The sequence below is a fragment of the Nitrospirota bacterium genome, from assembly GCA_040756155.1.
In the GTDB taxonomy this organism is placed as follows: domain Bacteria; phylum Nitrospirota; class Thermodesulfovibrionia; order JACRGW01; family JBFLZU01; genus JBFLZU01.
Genome location: JBFLZU010000118.1, coordinates 19,766 through 35,241, shown reverse-complemented (window position 1 = coordinate 35,241; position 15,476 = coordinate 19,766). Strand labels below are relative to the sequence as shown.

Here is a 15,476-nt window from a genome sequence, read left to right as displayed (position 1 = left end):
ACAGGTGGGATTGCGAGCGGGAAAAGCACTGTAGGTTCGGTCTTTAAATCACTTGGTGCCCATCTCATTGATGCAGACGAGATAGTTAGAGATATTGTCGAAGAAGGCACACCTGTATGGCAGGAAATAGTGGAATTATTCGGCAAGAATGTCCTTAAACCGAATGGTTCTATAGACCGCACTAAACTTGGAGCACTCGTATTCAGGGATGAAGAGAAAAGAAGGGCTCTTGAGAATATTATTCATCCACGAGTATATACCGTGATAGAGGATCGAATTAAAGAAATTCAGAGAAATGAAGCCGATGCCATAGTAGTTCTTGATATTCCTCTATTAATCGAGACTGGATATCATAAAAAGGTAAATAAGGTTGTGCTTGTTTATGTGGATAGGCGTATACAGTTAGAGCGACTTATCGAACGAGGATTGAGTGAAAGTGAGGCGGAGGAACGGATTGACGCACAGATACCGATGGAGGAAAAGAAAGCCTATGCGGATTATATTATTGATGGCAGCAGCAGGATCGAAGATCTGAAGTCGGAGGTAAGAAGAATTTGTAATGAAATCTAAATCCCATATTCCTTCCACCTTTCATCAACGAGTCGTTTTATTTCATCACTCATAGTAATGTCATCAGGCCACTCGCGGGTGAATCCCTCAGATTTCCATTTCTTTGTAGCATCAATTCCCATCTTTCCACCGTAATTTGGCAGGGGAGATGAATGGTCAAGGACATCAAGGGGGCCCTCCGCTATTACAACATCCCTGCGGGGATCTACATTGTTTCCTACCCTCCAGATAACCTCTGAGAGGTTCTGCACATCCACATGGGAATCAACAACAACGATGATCTTTGTAAACATCATCTGCCCCATTCCCCATATTGCATGTATCACTTTCTTTGCATGTCCTGGATAACGTTTATCTATAGAGATAAAGGCGAGATTGTGAAATATCCCCTCTATCGGGAGGTTTATATCAACTATTTCAGGAAGCTGCTTTTTAATCAGTGGTAGAAAGATTCTCTCTGTAGCTTTACCAATAAAACAGTCCTCCATCGGTGGTTTTCCTACAATGGTGGTAGGATATATTAAGTCCTTTCTGTGGGTTATGCAGGTGATATGAAACACAGGGTATTCATCCTGTAAGGAGTAATATCCAGTATGATCGCCGAAAGGACCTTCTATCCTTCTTTCGAATGGTTCGCAGTAGCCCTCAAGCACAATCTCAGCATTAGCAGGTATTTCAAGGTCTACCGTCTCACATCTCACAAGTTCGACAGGTTCTTCCCTCAAAAATCCTGCAAAGAGCATTTCATCTATACCCTGTGGAAGTGGTGCGGTGGCTGAATATATAACTGCTGGGTCAGAACCTATGGCTACTGCCACCTCAAGCCTCTTTTTGAGCCTCTCTGCCTCCCTGTAATGCCTGGCACCATCTTTGTGGATGTGCCAGTGCATACCTGTTGTCCTTTCGTCATATACCTGCATCCTATACATGCCACAGTTGCGTTCACCTGTGACTGGATGTTTGGTAAAGACCATAGGCAGGGTAATAAATTTTCCCCCATCCTCAGGCCAGCATTTGATGACAGGAAAGATAGCAAGTGATAGATTATCCTTTATTATTACTTCCTTACAGGGACCGTCCCTGACATAACGGGGTAGAAAATCAGCAAGTCTTTTTAACTTCGGGAGGGTTTTGAGCTTCTCTATCAGGTTTGTTGGTATCTCTGGCTCAATGAATTCAAGCATTCTGACACCTATGTCATCAAGGCTCTTTACTTTTAGGGCGAGACACATCCTTTCGTATGAGCCAAAGGCATTAATGAGAACAGGATAATTTGAGCCCTTTACCTTTTCAAAAAGCAGGGCAGGGCCCCCTTGCTTAGTTATTCTGTCTGTTATCTCTGTTATCTCAAGAACTGGATCAACCTCTGCCTTTATTCTTCTGAGTAGTCCTTTTTCTTCAAGGACTTTTATAAACTCTCTCAGGTCGCTGTATGCCATAAAAAAATGATAATTGAAAATTGCATGACTTGTCAAATGATTATGGTGAGAGCCCTGAAAAAGGCATAAAAAGTGCGAAATGACAGCAAGCGTAAGATAATAAGAGAAAAAATAGGAAAATTAAAGATTGACGGTGTTAATTTTATTTTTCACACCTTAATAATAATTTCTTGCTATAAAATATACTTGCCTTTAAATCGAAATATAAAATATATTAGCACTCGTTTAAGGTGAGTGCTAATAATAAAATAATATATGGACGAAGAAAGGAGGTAGGTTAACTCAAAGAGAGGAATTTTATGAAGGTCTACGACTCGTAGAGTAGTGAAAACACTAACTAAACATCAGGATTAAAGAAAGGAGTTAAACTATGAAATTCAAGCCATTAAAAGAGAAGGTGTTTATTAAGTATTCTCAAGAGGAGGAAAAAACTCCAGGAGGAATATATGTGCCTGATACCGCGAAGGAGAAGCCACAGAAAGGAATTGTAGAGGCAGTTGGCAGTGAAGTGAAGGAGGTAAAGGTCGGAGATAAGGTGCTTTTTGACAAGTATTCGGGTTCAAAGATTAAGATAGATGATGTTGACTATCTAATACTGAAGGAAGAAGAGATACTCGGGATAATTCAATAAATAGGGTCCGATTCGTAGAGTCTGCGACCCAGAGGGAGGATTTAAAATGGCAAAACAGGTTCTTTTTGATGAACAGGCAAGGTCTTCAATATTAAAGGGGGTTACACTCCTTAACGACGCTGTGAAGGCGACTCTCGGTCCGAAAGGCAGGAATGCAATACTCGATAAGAAATATGGTGCACCTGCAATTACCAAAGACGGTGTAACAGTCGCAAAAGAGATAGAGTTAAAAGACCCCTATGAAAATATGGGTGCTCAGCTTGTAAAGGAGGTTGCAAGTAAGACCAGCGATGTTGCTGGTGATGGAACAACCACTGCTACTGTGCTTGCAACAGCGATCTACAAAGAGGGAGTAAAGAACATTGCAGCAGGTGCAAATCCTATGGATCTTAAAAGAGGCGTAGATAAGGCTGTAGAGATGGTTGTTGAGGAGCTAAAGAAACTCAGCAAACCAACTCAGGAGAAAAAAGAGATAGCACAGGTTGGGACAATCTCAGCAAATAACGACCCAGAGATAGGGAATCTTATTGCAGAGGCGATGGACAAGGTAGGGAAAGATGGTGTTATTACGGTTGAAGAGGCAAAGAGCATGACAACTACCCTCGAGGTGGTTGAAGGTATGCAATTCGACAGAGGATATATATCCCCATACTTTGTTACTGACCCTGAAAGGATGGAGGCAAACCTTGAGGATGTCTTTCTCCTTATCAATGAAAAGAAGATCAGTGGTATGAAAGACCTTCTTCCGATACTTGAGCACATCGCAAAGATGGGAAGGCCTCTTGTCATAATCGCTGAGGATGTAGAAGGAGAGGCACTTGCCACACTCGTGGTGAATAAACTCAGGGGAACGCTTCAGGTTGCAGCTGTCAAGGCACCAGGCTTTGGTGACAGAAGGAAGGCAATGCTTGAGGATATAGCGATACTCACTGGTGGACAGGTTATCTCTGAAGACATTGGCGTAAAACTTGAGAATGTGAAACTCTCAGATCTCGGCAGGGCAAAGAAGATAAGTATAGATAAGGAAAATACCACCATAGTAGAAGGGGCAGGAGATTCTTCCAAGATACAGGGAAGAGTAAAACAGATAAAGACCCAGATAGATGAGACGACATCTGATTATGACAGAGAAAAACTTCAGGAACGGCTTGCAAAACTTGTTGGTGGTGTAGCAGTTATTAATGTTGGTGCGGCTACCGAAACTGAGATGAAGGAAAAGAAGGCAAGGGTAGAGGATGCTCTCCATGCTACAAGGGCTGCGGTTGAAGAAGGGATAGTTCCTGGTGGTGGTGTGGCACTGATGAGATGTATTCCAGCGTTGGACAAACTGAAGGGAGAAAACGAAGACCAGAAGATAGGTATAAACATCGTGAAGAAGGCACTCGAAGAGCCAATCCGCCAGATTGTGAATAACGCAGGTGTGGAAGGCTCGATAGTTGTTGAAAGTGTAAAGAAAGAGAAGACCAATGTAGGGTTCGATGCCAATACTGAAAAATTTGTTGACATGATGCAGGCTGGCATAATTGACCCCACAAAGGTTACACGGTATGCCCTTCAGAATGCAGCAAGCGTTGCTGGATTGATGCTTACCACAGCGGTAGCTGTAACAGAGATACCAGAAGAGAAGCCAGAGCATCCAATGCCTCACGGCGGTGGCATGGGAGGGATGTATTAAAAATCAAAAAGCCGATTAAGGTTCATTAGTATATAAAAGGGGGGTTCATCCGAACCCCTTTTTATATTGGAGTTAACTCCCCTTGACAACTACTTCTGATATTGTCTATATTTGTTTCGATAATAGAGCAGGGCGGTGTAGCTCAGTCGGTCAGAGCATGCGGCTCATATCCGCAGAGTCACTGGTTCGAATCCAGTCACCGCCACCAGATTTTATCTGGGTATGGTTGGTCTTCCTTCAAAGAGTCTCACTATATCATTATAGAAGGCAAATATCATCAATGATATTAATAAAAATAGTCCGATCTGCTGTGCGATCTCTCGTTTCCTCATGCTTAAGGGTTTTCCCATTATCTTTTCGATCCCAAGAAATAAAAGATGTCCACCATCAAGTATAGGAATAGGTAAAAGATTCAACACACCGAGGTTAATGCTTATTATTGCCATGAATATCATAAAACTCATAAACCCATGAGCTGCCTGCTCTCCAGCCATCTGTGCTATAAGGATGGGACCACCTATAGTCTCTGTAGGGACGATCCTCTGGAATATCTTTATGATTCCAATTACAGTCAGGGTAGTTATCTCAATTGTCTTTGAGACACCATTAACTACAGCAGTTAATGGATCTGATCGTTCAGTGATGGATTCTTTGCTGGCAGATATACCCATCATCCATACCTCTTTGTCTTCTCCGAATATGTTCTTTGTAATCTTTTTCTTTGGGGTAAGTTCTATATCAAAGGTGCGATTATCACGCTGTATCGTTAGTCTCAATGCCTTACCCTCGCTCCTCTGAACTATCTTGACCATTTCTGTCCATTTGTTGACCTTTATCCCGTTGATTGCTGTAATTCTGTCATCTTCCTGGATGCCAGCAGACATCGCAGGTGAGTCCTCCAGCACATTTCCTACTTTTGATGTTAATACTGGTATACCTAAAATGAATATCCCTGTAAAAATGATAACCGCAAACAAGAGATTGGATAAGGGACCCGTAAAGACTATTAATGTCCTTTTCCATACACGCTGAGCCATAAAAGAACTGTTAGCATCAGAGGGATTGACGAGTTCCGCAGGGTCTTCTCCAAGCATCTTAACATAACCGCCAAGTGGAAAAGCTGATATGAGGTACTCTGTTTCACCTATCTTTTTACCAACAACCTTCGGTCCAAATCCAAGAGAGAATTTCAGAACACTTACACCAAGTCTTTTAGCAGCAAGAAAATGTCCTAATTCATGGACAAATATCAGGATACCGAGGAGCACTATTGCAGAGATGATTGTTAACATACGGTCTTTTCCTTTCTTGATTTAATATATCCTTCTGCCTCTTCCCTTGCTAACCTGTCTGCAAAAAGAATAGCATCTATGCTGTCCACATTTTCCTGTTTATGTCTTTCCATTGTTGAGATAATTATCTCAGGTATTTCCGTGAATTTTAATCTGTGATTAAGAAATGCATTTACGGCAACCTCATTTGCGGCGTTTAATACAGTGGGCATAATACCCCCTGCATTAATAGCATTATAGGCATATTTAAGACACGGGAATCGTTCCATGTCGGGTTCTATAAATGTTAGATGTTTTATCATTGCAAGGTCCAACCTTGGTAGTTCCAGATTCGTCCTTTCTGGGTATGAAAGGGCGTATGCAATCGGTCCCCTCATATCAGGTAATGACATTTGAGCAATTACTGAGCCATCTATATATTCTACCGCAGAATGTATAATACTTTCAGGATTAATTAGCACCCTGATTCTTTCAGGCTCAATGTTAAATAACCACCTCGCTTCGATTACCTCGAACCCTTTATTCATCAGGGTGGCTGAATCTATTGTTATCTTTTTGCCCATCTTCCATGTAGGGTGTTTCAGTGCCTCATCTGGTTTTACATCTCTGAGTTCTGAATCCGAATAATCAAGGAATGGTCCACCAGAAGCTGTAAGTATAATCCTGTATATCTCATCTTTGTTATGTCCTGCAAGGCATTGAAAGATTGCAGAGTGTTCGCTATCTACAGGAAGCAGCCTTATCCTTTGTTTATTTGCCTCGGATATAATAAGTTCCCCTGCCATAACAAGGGCTTCCTTGTTTGCGATAGCAATATCCTTTTTTGCCTTGATAGCAGAGTATGTCGGAATCAGTCCTGCTGCACCGACAATAGCAGAAACGACCATATCTGACTCCACAATGGTTGATACAGCTACAAGTCCTTCTGTGCCATACAATATCTCGATATCAGATCCACTGAATTCTTCTTTCAGGACATTTGCCTCAGATTCAGTAGCAACAGAGACAACTCTGGGTCTGAATCTACGGATCTGTTCACTGATGAGTGCTATATTGTGTCCTGCGGATAGACCGAGAACCTTGAATCTCTCTGGAAATCTTTTCACAACATCCAGGGTATTTGTTCCAATCGAACCTGTCGACCCTAATATGGATAATTTTTTTACCGCCATATCCAGTAATAATAAAGTGCAGGACCTGCGAAGAGAAGGCTATCGATACGATCTAGTAATCCCCCATGACCCGGTATTATAGCACCAGAGTCTTTTACTTCTGCGCCTCTTTTAAAGACCGACTCTGTGAGGTCACCGAGCTGCCCGAATATCCCGAGAATGAGGCCGGCAGTGATACAATCAAAGGGGGTAAGAATGTCAAATAACCATTGTCTTAAGGCGAGGACAGCTAATATTCCTCCGATTACCCCTGCAATCGAACCTTCTACTGTTTTTCTTGGACTCACAGTGGAATGTAAGTTGTGTCTTCCCCATCTGCTTCCTATATAATATGCTGCTGTATCACCTGACCAGATGACCGTATACAAAAACAAAAGAAGTTCACTGCCCCAATCCATACCTCTTATAAGTATGTGGTAGGAGAGAAGCCAGCTAATATAAAAGATACCAAAGAATGTGATGACTATTTCGATAAATGCTAATTTTATATCTTTCCGTGAGAACAATCGCTCTGTTGCAATACAAAATATGGCTAGTATAGCTATTATATCTAAGTTAACACCGTATCCCCTGAAATAGAATACAAAGAAAGAGGCAATACCGAGAATTATTCCAATTAGTTTCGCGGGTTTGATCCCTTTCTCTGCAAACATCCTGTAAAACTCAAGCTGGGCTATACATGCTACAAGGATTATGAGGGCATAAAAAAAGGGTGGTGAAAGATACTTTACAATAATATAGATAACAGGTATAAGGATAAGAGCTGAGAGTATCCTTGATGAGCCTGTCGAATTATAACCCATAGTCGCTCCTATCTTTATTTTTTATCAATCCAAATCTCCGTTCTCTTTTTTGATATTCTATAAGTGCAGCGAGCATCGCTTTCCGTTTAAAATCAGGCCAGAGGGTTTCAGTAAAATAAAGTTCAGAGTATGCAGACTGCCATAGTAGAAAATTGCTTATTCTCATTTCACCGCTTGTTCTGATTATCAGATCTGGTTCTGGTATTCCAGCAGTGTTAAGATATCTTTCGAAGGTAACCTCATCGATTCCTTCTATGGAGAATCTTCCTGCAGATATATCCTGAAATAGTTTTTTTACTGCATTCAGTATCTCTGCACGCCCCCCATAACTAAGCGCAATATTTAATATCAGACCTGTATTATTAGCAGTTTTTTTAATGACAGACTGAAGCCTCTGTTGTATCCTGTGAGGCAGCAACTCTGTATCACCAATTATCGTAAATCGTATATTATTCTTCATCATTGTAGCTATTTCTTTCTGTAGATATACCTCTAAAAGCCTCATGAGTGCATTTACTTCATTTTTTGGTCTTCCCCAGTTTTCTTTTGAGAATGCATATAATGTGAGTACCTTTATACCCAACTCTCTACATAGCGTGACTGTCTTTCTGACCGATTCCATGCCCTTCCTGTGTCCTGCTATTCTTGGCAATCTCCTGTGCTCTGCCCATCGTCCATTCCCATCCATTATTATAGCAACATGTTTTGGTAGAGCATTCCTGTCTATTAAAGAGAGCATCTCTTTTTCTGAGGGATTCTCAAACCCACTGTCTTTTTGTTTTTCACTCATCGAGATCCCCATCAGTTGGGTATAAAATACATAAGGATGTTACTCCTCGATGCAAAGATGCTATCAACACCTCTAAGTGTGAACTTCTTACCTGTAATCATTCGGAGCGTAGGGTTTGTAAGAAGCATAAGGTTCTTTTTACCCTTTTCAAAGATGTCTGCTATCTGATAATCGGTTATGACACCGTTAATCTTTTTTATGAACCACCGCTCAGCCATCTGGCTTCCATTCCACCAGAAACCATAGACCTCTGCCTCTTTATACCCCTTAAAATACTTGAATATATATGTCATGGGTATATTTTTTATTATTATAGCCTCCTGTCTTTTGCCATCCTCAGAATCCTTGACAAGTATCCTGCCTGTTACCATTACAGTAACAGTTTCACCAAAGAGCCCACCCGCTGTGAATGTGGTATCGAACCTTACAGTTGCACCACCGTATCTTTCAGTGCTCTTCCATATTCTGCTTCCATCTATACTATAAAGGTTTAGATAATCGTCGTTATCTATAGTAATTATCTGATAAGAATTGGTTTTGTTCCAGTCGATGTAAGCAAAACCATATATCGAAGTTATATCCCTTGGAAGCTTTAATGCATCCTTCCTAATATATCTTCTATCCTTCCAGTGGTATTCATATATCATTCCACCATACGGCTCTGCTGTGCCTGACTCCTGCGCTATAAGGGACATTCCCTTTTCAGGGAGAGCAAGCACACGAAAGAATAGTCTTGCCTTCTCCCATATCCTCTTATAACCACCATCCACATACTCTATTACATAAGAACTCAAAATTCCATCTACCCAGTTGGTGACAAATATCTCGTCCTTCCCATCTTTGTTTATATCACCTACATCAAGGGCTATATGATTGTTGTTGAAGTCATCTTTATCTGACCAGATTTCAACAAGTTCTCCTTTCTCAGGTCTATATATCTTTATCTTTATTCCATCACTTATGGCTACTTCCTTTTTGCCATCTCCATCAAAATCACCTATAACAAGAAGCCTTGCTCTGAAATTGAATGCAATATCCTTCCAGTGGTCTTTCCTCAGTGGTATTATACTCTCTTCTTCGGCAAGTCTCTTCAATGCAGCGAGATCAACTTCACCTTTATAGATTGAGGCGTAGGTTCCATCTGATGCCCAGTAAAGAGATGTATTTACTCGAATTTTTGTACCCGTAGGCTCAGTCTCGACGAATAATACTGCATCTGCACCGATTGTTCCACCTCTTTTTTTGATAGATTCTTCTACTAATTCCTTTGTGGTCTTCTGAGGAAGATCGGGGGTAAATTTTATATTAAAGCGTTCAGTTCCTTCAAGAATTTCCGCAAGCATGTTAATAATATCTTCATCTGAGCCTTTAGCAGTGACAATCGCCAGTCTTATAGGTGCTTTTGTTATTCTTACACCGTCACCCGGTCTTATTGCTGTATTTGAGGTATCTAACCTCCGGACAATAGCAGAATCATCTGAGATACCTTCTACCTCAACGGTTCCAAGAGATTCCTCCATCCTGCCGAGAACCTGTTTGGTTACAGGATGATAGAATTCCTTTCCCTTTCTGAAGACAGAGAGCCGCATTCCCTTAGCAAGACCAGCCTTCTTACCAACATCTATCTTCAGATGTCTGTCCACAACCGCTACAACCCTTCCCTCAACAGGGGGGAAATAATCAGCTAATCTCTTAGCAATCAAGGACATATCTGCCTCATCTTGAGCCCCCAAAAAATCGAGGGATTTTGGGGAAGTCCCCTCTTGCGGCTCTGAGGCGGTAGAAGAACTAACTGTAAAGAGGAAAAAGATTGATAGTAGCCATAGAGATAAGAGAATCAAATGCCTTTTCATCAAAACGCCCTTTCTATTTTAAAATAAGTGTATCTTTTTTACGCAGTAAAAGTCAAATGCGTCGTTGTTTGTTAAATTCGAGGAGATTGTAAAGTTTTGGACCAATTAATATGCACACAACAGCGAGTAACCCACCAGCTAAGACATCTATAACATAGTGATAGCGACAGTAGACAGTAGAAAACATCAACATTACAATGAGTGGTATATATATGTAGAATAATAACTTTTCGAATCTCCATACGATGTAAAGCAAAATTAGTACGATCTCTGTATGACCACTCGGAAATGCATCGCGTTTTATTCCCTCTAAACTATCAAGGGTTTGACGAATCCATTGTGTAATTCCGCTGCCTGTGATCTCCGATGCATGGAGGTGTTCTATGGTAAATCTTGGTCCTAGCGCTGGGAAGAGGATGTATCCAATATATGAGGTATAAAAACCGAGCAGAATCAAAAAGATTGTAAGATCAAATTCAGCATGTTTTTTCTTAAGTTTCAGAATTATACCGAGGATGATAGGAAGGAAATAATATGTAGTGTATGATATGTGTAATATGTCTGTCAGCAATGGTGTCGAGAGCCTTTCGAGCCATACAGTGGGGTGTACCCCGAAGATGGAATAGTCTATTTTTATAAGTATAGGGTCTATATCTCGTGGATTAATATAGTGAACAATCCCACCGAGACTATCAAATATCAGGAGTACAACTATTACAGGGAAAAGGATGTCATGTATAATCTCAAAGGTAAGTGCAGGATTTCTACCTCTGAAATATATAAGCGAAATAAGTATAATTGAGAGCATGAGATATATAAACATCAACAGCCTCCATCCAGGTATATTTTCGGCAAAGATAACAGTAGTGGTCATTAAAAAGCTGAGAAATATTAAGGTGAGTATGTCAACTGGTTTTATGGAATAAGCCCCCATGTGGTAATTATAAGAGGCTGTTTAGATAAATTTCAAGCACTTTAAAGGTCTCCTTAGTCCTTGACAATTCGCTGTATATATTATATTTTTGAGGTATGAAGAAAGCTGTGGTGCTTTTTATATTCCTCGCCATCTTTACAGGTTACAACACATGGGCTAATGCCAGCAGCATCTCTAATGTCACTGTTACAACAAATACCAATAATATGATTGTCTCTGCTTCCCTCAGCGGTTTTAGTAAAGAATTCATTGATGCTATCCATAATGGCATTGAAAAAGAGATCACATTCCATATAGATGTGTTCAGGGTTTGGAGATACTGGCCGGATGAATTCATAGCATCTAAAACCATACAGAGAACTATAAAATACGATATGATTAAAAAGGATTATCGTATCACATCCTATGATGGTCTCTATCTTAGTGAGAGGATGTTTTCCAGCTTTGATGATATGAAGAAATGGGTTACAGTTGTAGACCGTATTAAAGTGCTCGATACTTCAGTGCTACAACCTGATAGTTTATATTTTGTTCGTGTTATGGCAGAGTCGAAATTCAGAAAACTCCACCCACTTCTTGAATATGTGCTTTTCTTTGTTCCAACTTCTGACTTTAAGACTGAATGGAAGAAATCGCAATTCTTTACCATTAAGAGGAGTAAGTAAAGGGAATCCGAAAATCCAAAGATTTTTTGGGGTGTTCGTAAGAGGGTAGTAATTCTGAGATAGTAGATATGATAGATCGTGGCAAAGAGAAAGATAAAGAAACACGCAAGGGGAAGAGGAGTCTCGTAATATTCCTGTTGCTTTTGATTGGTGGTTTAATAGCTATCGCTGTTGAAATAAAATATATCGGAATACGAAGCGATTACCTTCTGAACAACATTATTTTTCTTGCACTTGTGAACATAAATCTGATCCTTCTTATGGTTATTATTCTCCTTGTAGGACGCAACCTGATAAAACTCTATTTTGAAAGAAGGCAGAAGATTCCTGGTTCAAAATTCCGCATAAAATTGGTTGTTGCATTTGTTGGTCTTTCTCTGATACCGTCGACACTACTCTTTATTCTTGCTACAGGGTTGTTTACAAATATAATCGAACATTGGTTTAGTACTCAGGTAGAAGGCTCTTTACGTAATTCCCTTGATGTAGCACAGGAGTTTTATCGCAATATGAAGGATAACACGCTGTCTTATGCATACAGGTTAAGCAATGAGATAACAGAGCAAGACCTTCTCAAGAAAGGAAATGAGAAAAATTTAGCCATCTGGATAAATGACAGGAGAAAAGAATATGGTGTTACAGCGATCGAGGTGTATTCGCCACAGCTCAGTGGGCTGGCTAAATCTGTTGAGATGACCCACAGAAAAAATATATCTGAAACCACGAAACAGGATTTCCTCAACGATGTATTGAGTGGCAATAAGGTCTCTGAGATATTTCCCTCAAAGGGTGGAGAGATGGTAAAGGCAGCTATACCGATACTTAAAAATAATGAGGTTGCTGGGATAATAGTTGTTACAACATCTATTACGAAAGATGTTGTGGCAAAGATGTCTGAGATAAGGAATTCAATTGAGGAGTTTACACAACTCAAGAGTGTTAAGTCACCTATAAGATTCGCTTATATAATAGTATTTCTCTTGGCTACTCTGCTCATAATATTTTCAGCTACATGGATTGCACTTTACATAGCAAAAGGAATAACCATTCCCATACAAAGGCTTGCAGAGGCAACACATTCTGTAGCTCAGGGTAATCTTGATGTTCAGATAGATGTAGAAGCCAAAGATGAGCTGAAGATGCTTGTAGACTCTTTTAATCAGATGACAAAGGATTTGAAGATCGGCAATGATAACATCGAGAAAATAAACCTCTCCCTCAGAAAAGCCAATATTGAATTAGATCAGGCGCTTACCTATATGGAGACTGTGCTTGAGGATATCGCCACTGGTGTTATCTCCATAGATAAAGATGGACGGATAACAACAATAAACAAGGCTGCAGAACATATCCTCGGCATCTCAGGAGAAGACCTCCAAGATAAAGAATACACCGAGCTCTTTAGATTTGTTGAGTCTGAGAAGATTATAACCTTAATTGAAAAGATGAGGAAATACAGAAAAGATATAGATACAGAGATAACACTATCTATTAATAAAAGAGTTATGACCCTTCATCTAAATATCTCTACTCTCAGGGATAAAGAGGAAAATCTACTCGGTACGCTCGTGGTCTTTGATGACCTTACGGAACTTATCAAGGCACAGAGAACTGCTGCATGGCAGGAAGTGGCACGAAGGATTGCCCACGAGGTAAAAAATCCACTTACCCCAATTCAACTCTCTGCGCAGCGACTGAAAAAGAAATATGCAGAGGGTTCACCTGATTACCAGGCGGTGCTTGAGGAGTGCACATCAACCATAATAAAAGAGGTGTATGGTATTAAATCCCTTATTGATGAGTTTTCGCGGTTTGCGCGTATGCCTGAAGCAAAGCTTGTACCACAACATATAAATGAGGTAATCGAGGATGTTGTGGCACTTTACAGATCAGCACATAAATATGTTAATATAATTGTTGAAGCAGTAAATTCTCCTCCGATGATTAAGATGGATAAAGACCAGATAAAAAGGGTATTCCTTAATCTTTTTGAAAACGCAATTGAGGCTATGAATAACAGAGGTAATATATGGGTGACTACAACATACGACCCTGAAATGACGAAGGTCAGGATCGATATTGCAGACGATGGTTCTGGGATACCTTCTGAAGATAAAGATAAACTCTTTCTTCCTTATTTCTCGAAAAAGAAAGGAGGGACAGGCTTAGGTCTTGCAATTGTTGATAAGATTATCACTGATCACGGAGGAAATATACGGATAAGTGACCGTGAACCAAAAGGCACGGTATTTACTATCGAACTACCTGCATATGTCTAAAGGAAATATACTCATAGTAGATGATGAAAAGAGTATACTCGACTCGCTCAGGGGACATCTTGAGGATGAGGGATATGGGGTGTTAGAAGCAGAGAGCGGGCATGAGGCGCTAAAGATATTAAGAGAAAACACTCCCGATCTTATGATGCTCGATATACGGATGTCTGCGATGGATGGATTAGAGGTTTTACAAAGAATGAGTGAACTTAACAGCAATCCTGTTGTAATAATGATGTCAGGGCATGGGACAATAGAAGACGCTGTGAAAGCTATTAAACTGGGGGCTTATGATTTTTTAGAAAAGCCCTTTGATAGTAATAAGGTAATCTTGACCATAAGTAATGCCATAGAACATAAAAGGCTTGAGGAAGAAAACAGGAACCTCCGTATCAAGATACAAAAGAAATACGAAATAGTAGGTGATAGCCCTGCGATCCGCAGGCTTTTAGAGGTTATAAAGACTGCAGGTCCTTCAAATAGCAGGGTTTTGATATTCGGTGAAAGTGGCTCTGGTAAAGAGCTGGTTGCAAGGGCTATACACAATTATAGCAGGAGGAGAGAGAAACCCTTTATAGAGGTAAATTGTGCAGCGATACCCACCGATTTAATTGAGAGTGAGTTATTTGGACATGAAAAGGGCGCATTTACAGGGGCTACAACCTCCAAGAAAGGAAAATTTGAGATTGCAGATGAAGGCACACTATTTCTCGATGAGGTAGGGGATATGAGTCTAAATACACAGGCGAAAGTGCTACGGGTGCTTCAAGAACAGGAATTCCAGCGTGTCGGAGGAGGTAAGACTATCAAGGTGGATGTTCGTGTTATAACTGCTACCAATAAAAACCTTGAAGAAGAAATTAAAAAAGGAACTTTCAGGGAAGACCTCTATTATCGACTTAATGTAATTCCTATCGTTGTTCCACCCTTAAGAGAAAGGAAAGAAGACATATCTCTTCTCAGTAGATATTTTCTTAAGGAGTTTGCATCTGAGTATGGACAAAAGCCAAAGGAGATAGACGAAAAGGCACTTTCTGTTCTGGATTCATATGATTGGCCTGGAAATGTAAGGGAACTAAGGAATATGATTGAACGAGTTGTAATAATGACCGATTCATCTATCATAACCATTGATGACATTCCTTCACCATTAACTGAGCCTGTTGTTGCACCGGAGACAGAGTTTTTTTCTCAATATAATACACTGAGAGAGGCGAGGGCTTCATTTGAACGGGAATTTATACTCAAGCGACTAAGGGAAAACAACTGGAACATAACAAAGACCGCTGATGACCTTGAGATAGAGCGAAGTAACCTTCATAGAAAGATCAAGGCATTAGGCATTACCCTGCCATAGGGAAGTAGCCCCAATAGAG

The 15,476-nt window shown here is 40.4% G+C and carries 13 protein-coding genes and 1 tRNA gene; 7 read left to right on the top strand and 7 right to left on the bottom strand.

The features are described from left to right. Positions 1–570, top strand: a 570-nt coding sequence (gene coaE, locus AB1488_11365) for a dephospho-CoA kinase (protein ID MEW6410683.1), incomplete at its 5' end; no start/stop codon positions are given. Here coaE and AB1488_11360 read toward each other — a convergent pair. Then, on the bottom strand, positions 567–2,009 hold the full coding sequence (locus tag AB1488_11360) for a menaquinone biosynthesis decarboxylase (GenBank protein MEW6410682.1): 1,443 nt from the start codon (positions 2,007–2,009) through the stop codon (positions 567–569). The two genes, coaE and AB1488_11360, sit on opposite strands and share 4 nt — an antisense overlap. Positions 2,010–2,379: 370 nt before the next feature. On the opposite strand from AB1488_11360, the gene AB1488_11355 reads away from it, so the two are divergent. From AB1488_11355 to AB1488_11345, 3 genes are all read left to right on the top strand, one after another. Then, positions 2,380–2,640, top strand: coding sequence for a co-chaperone GroES (locus tag AB1488_11355; protein MEW6410681.1), 261 nt, complete (start codon positions 2,380–2,382; stop codon positions 2,638–2,640). 46 nt (positions 2,641–2,686) lie between these two features. Further along, positions 2,687–4,315, top strand: a complete 1,629-nt coding sequence (gene groL / locus AB1488_11350) for a chaperonin GroEL (protein MEW6410680.1) — start codon at positions 2,687–2,689, stop codon at positions 4,313–4,315. Positions 4,316–4,446: 131 nt separating this feature from the next. Beyond that, positions 4,447–4,523: transfer RNA gene (locus tag AB1488_11345), tRNA-Met, on the top strand. A gap of 4 nt (positions 4,524–4,527) precedes the next feature. Here AB1488_11345 and rseP read toward each other — a convergent pair. The 6 genes from rseP to AB1488_11315 are packed head-to-tail and all read right to left on the bottom strand — an operon-like array spanning position 4,528 to position 11,159. Continuing rightward, a complete protein-coding gene (gene rseP / locus AB1488_11340; GenBank protein MEW6410679.1) occupies positions 4,528–5,607 on the bottom strand; it encodes an RIP metalloprotease RseP in 1,080 nt (359 codons plus the stop codon). Then, a complete protein-coding gene (locus AB1488_11335; GenBank protein ID MEW6410678.1) occupies positions 5,601–6,779 on the bottom strand; it encodes a 1-deoxy-D-xylulose-5-phosphate reductoisomerase in 1,179 nt (392 codons plus the stop codon). The genes rseP and AB1488_11335 overlap by 7 nt, the downstream gene beginning before the upstream one ends. Further along, entirely contained in the window at positions 6,770–7,582 is an 813-nt protein-coding gene (locus AB1488_11330) for a phosphatidate cytidylyltransferase (protein ID MEW6410677.1), read from the bottom strand. Before AB1488_11330 ends, AB1488_11335 begins: the two co-directional genes overlap by 10 nt. Further along, on the bottom strand, positions 7,572–8,372 hold the full coding sequence (locus tag AB1488_11325; protein MEW6410676.1) for an isoprenyl transferase: 801 nt from the start codon (positions 8,370–8,372) through the stop codon (positions 7,572–7,574). Before AB1488_11325 ends, AB1488_11330 begins: the two co-directional genes overlap by 11 nt. An 11-nt stretch (positions 8,373–8,383) precedes the next feature. Further along, positions 8,384–10,225: a VCBS repeat-containing protein gene (locus AB1488_11320; GenBank protein ID MEW6410675.1), complete on the bottom strand. Its 1,842-nt coding sequence runs from the start codon at positions 10,223–10,225 to the stop codon at positions 8,384–8,386. Between the two features lie 52 nt (positions 10,226–10,277). Then, entirely contained in the window at positions 10,278–11,159 is an 882-nt protein-coding gene (locus AB1488_11315; GenBank protein MEW6410674.1) for a phosphatase PAP2 family protein, read from the bottom strand. Positions 11,160–11,254: 95 nt separating this feature from the next. Here AB1488_11315 and AB1488_11310 point away from each other — a divergent pair, with 95 nt between their 5' ends. From AB1488_11310 to AB1488_11300, 3 genes are all read left to right on the top strand, one after another. Further along, positions 11,255–11,824: a DUF4390 domain-containing protein gene (locus AB1488_11310; GenBank protein ID MEW6410673.1), complete on the top strand. Its 570-nt coding sequence runs from the start codon at positions 11,255–11,257 to the stop codon at positions 11,822–11,824. Between the two features lie 68 nt (positions 11,825–11,892). Then, positions 11,893–14,103: an ATP-binding protein gene (locus tag AB1488_11305; GenBank protein ID MEW6410672.1), complete on the top strand. Its 2,211-nt coding sequence runs from the start codon at positions 11,893–11,895 to the stop codon at positions 14,101–14,103. Further along, positions 14,096–15,457, top strand: coding sequence for a sigma-54 dependent transcriptional regulator (locus AB1488_11300; protein ID MEW6410671.1), 1,362 nt, complete (start codon positions 14,096–14,098; stop codon positions 15,455–15,457). Before AB1488_11305 ends, AB1488_11300 begins: the two co-directional genes overlap by 8 nt. Positions 15,458–15,476 lie beyond the last annotated feature (19 nt).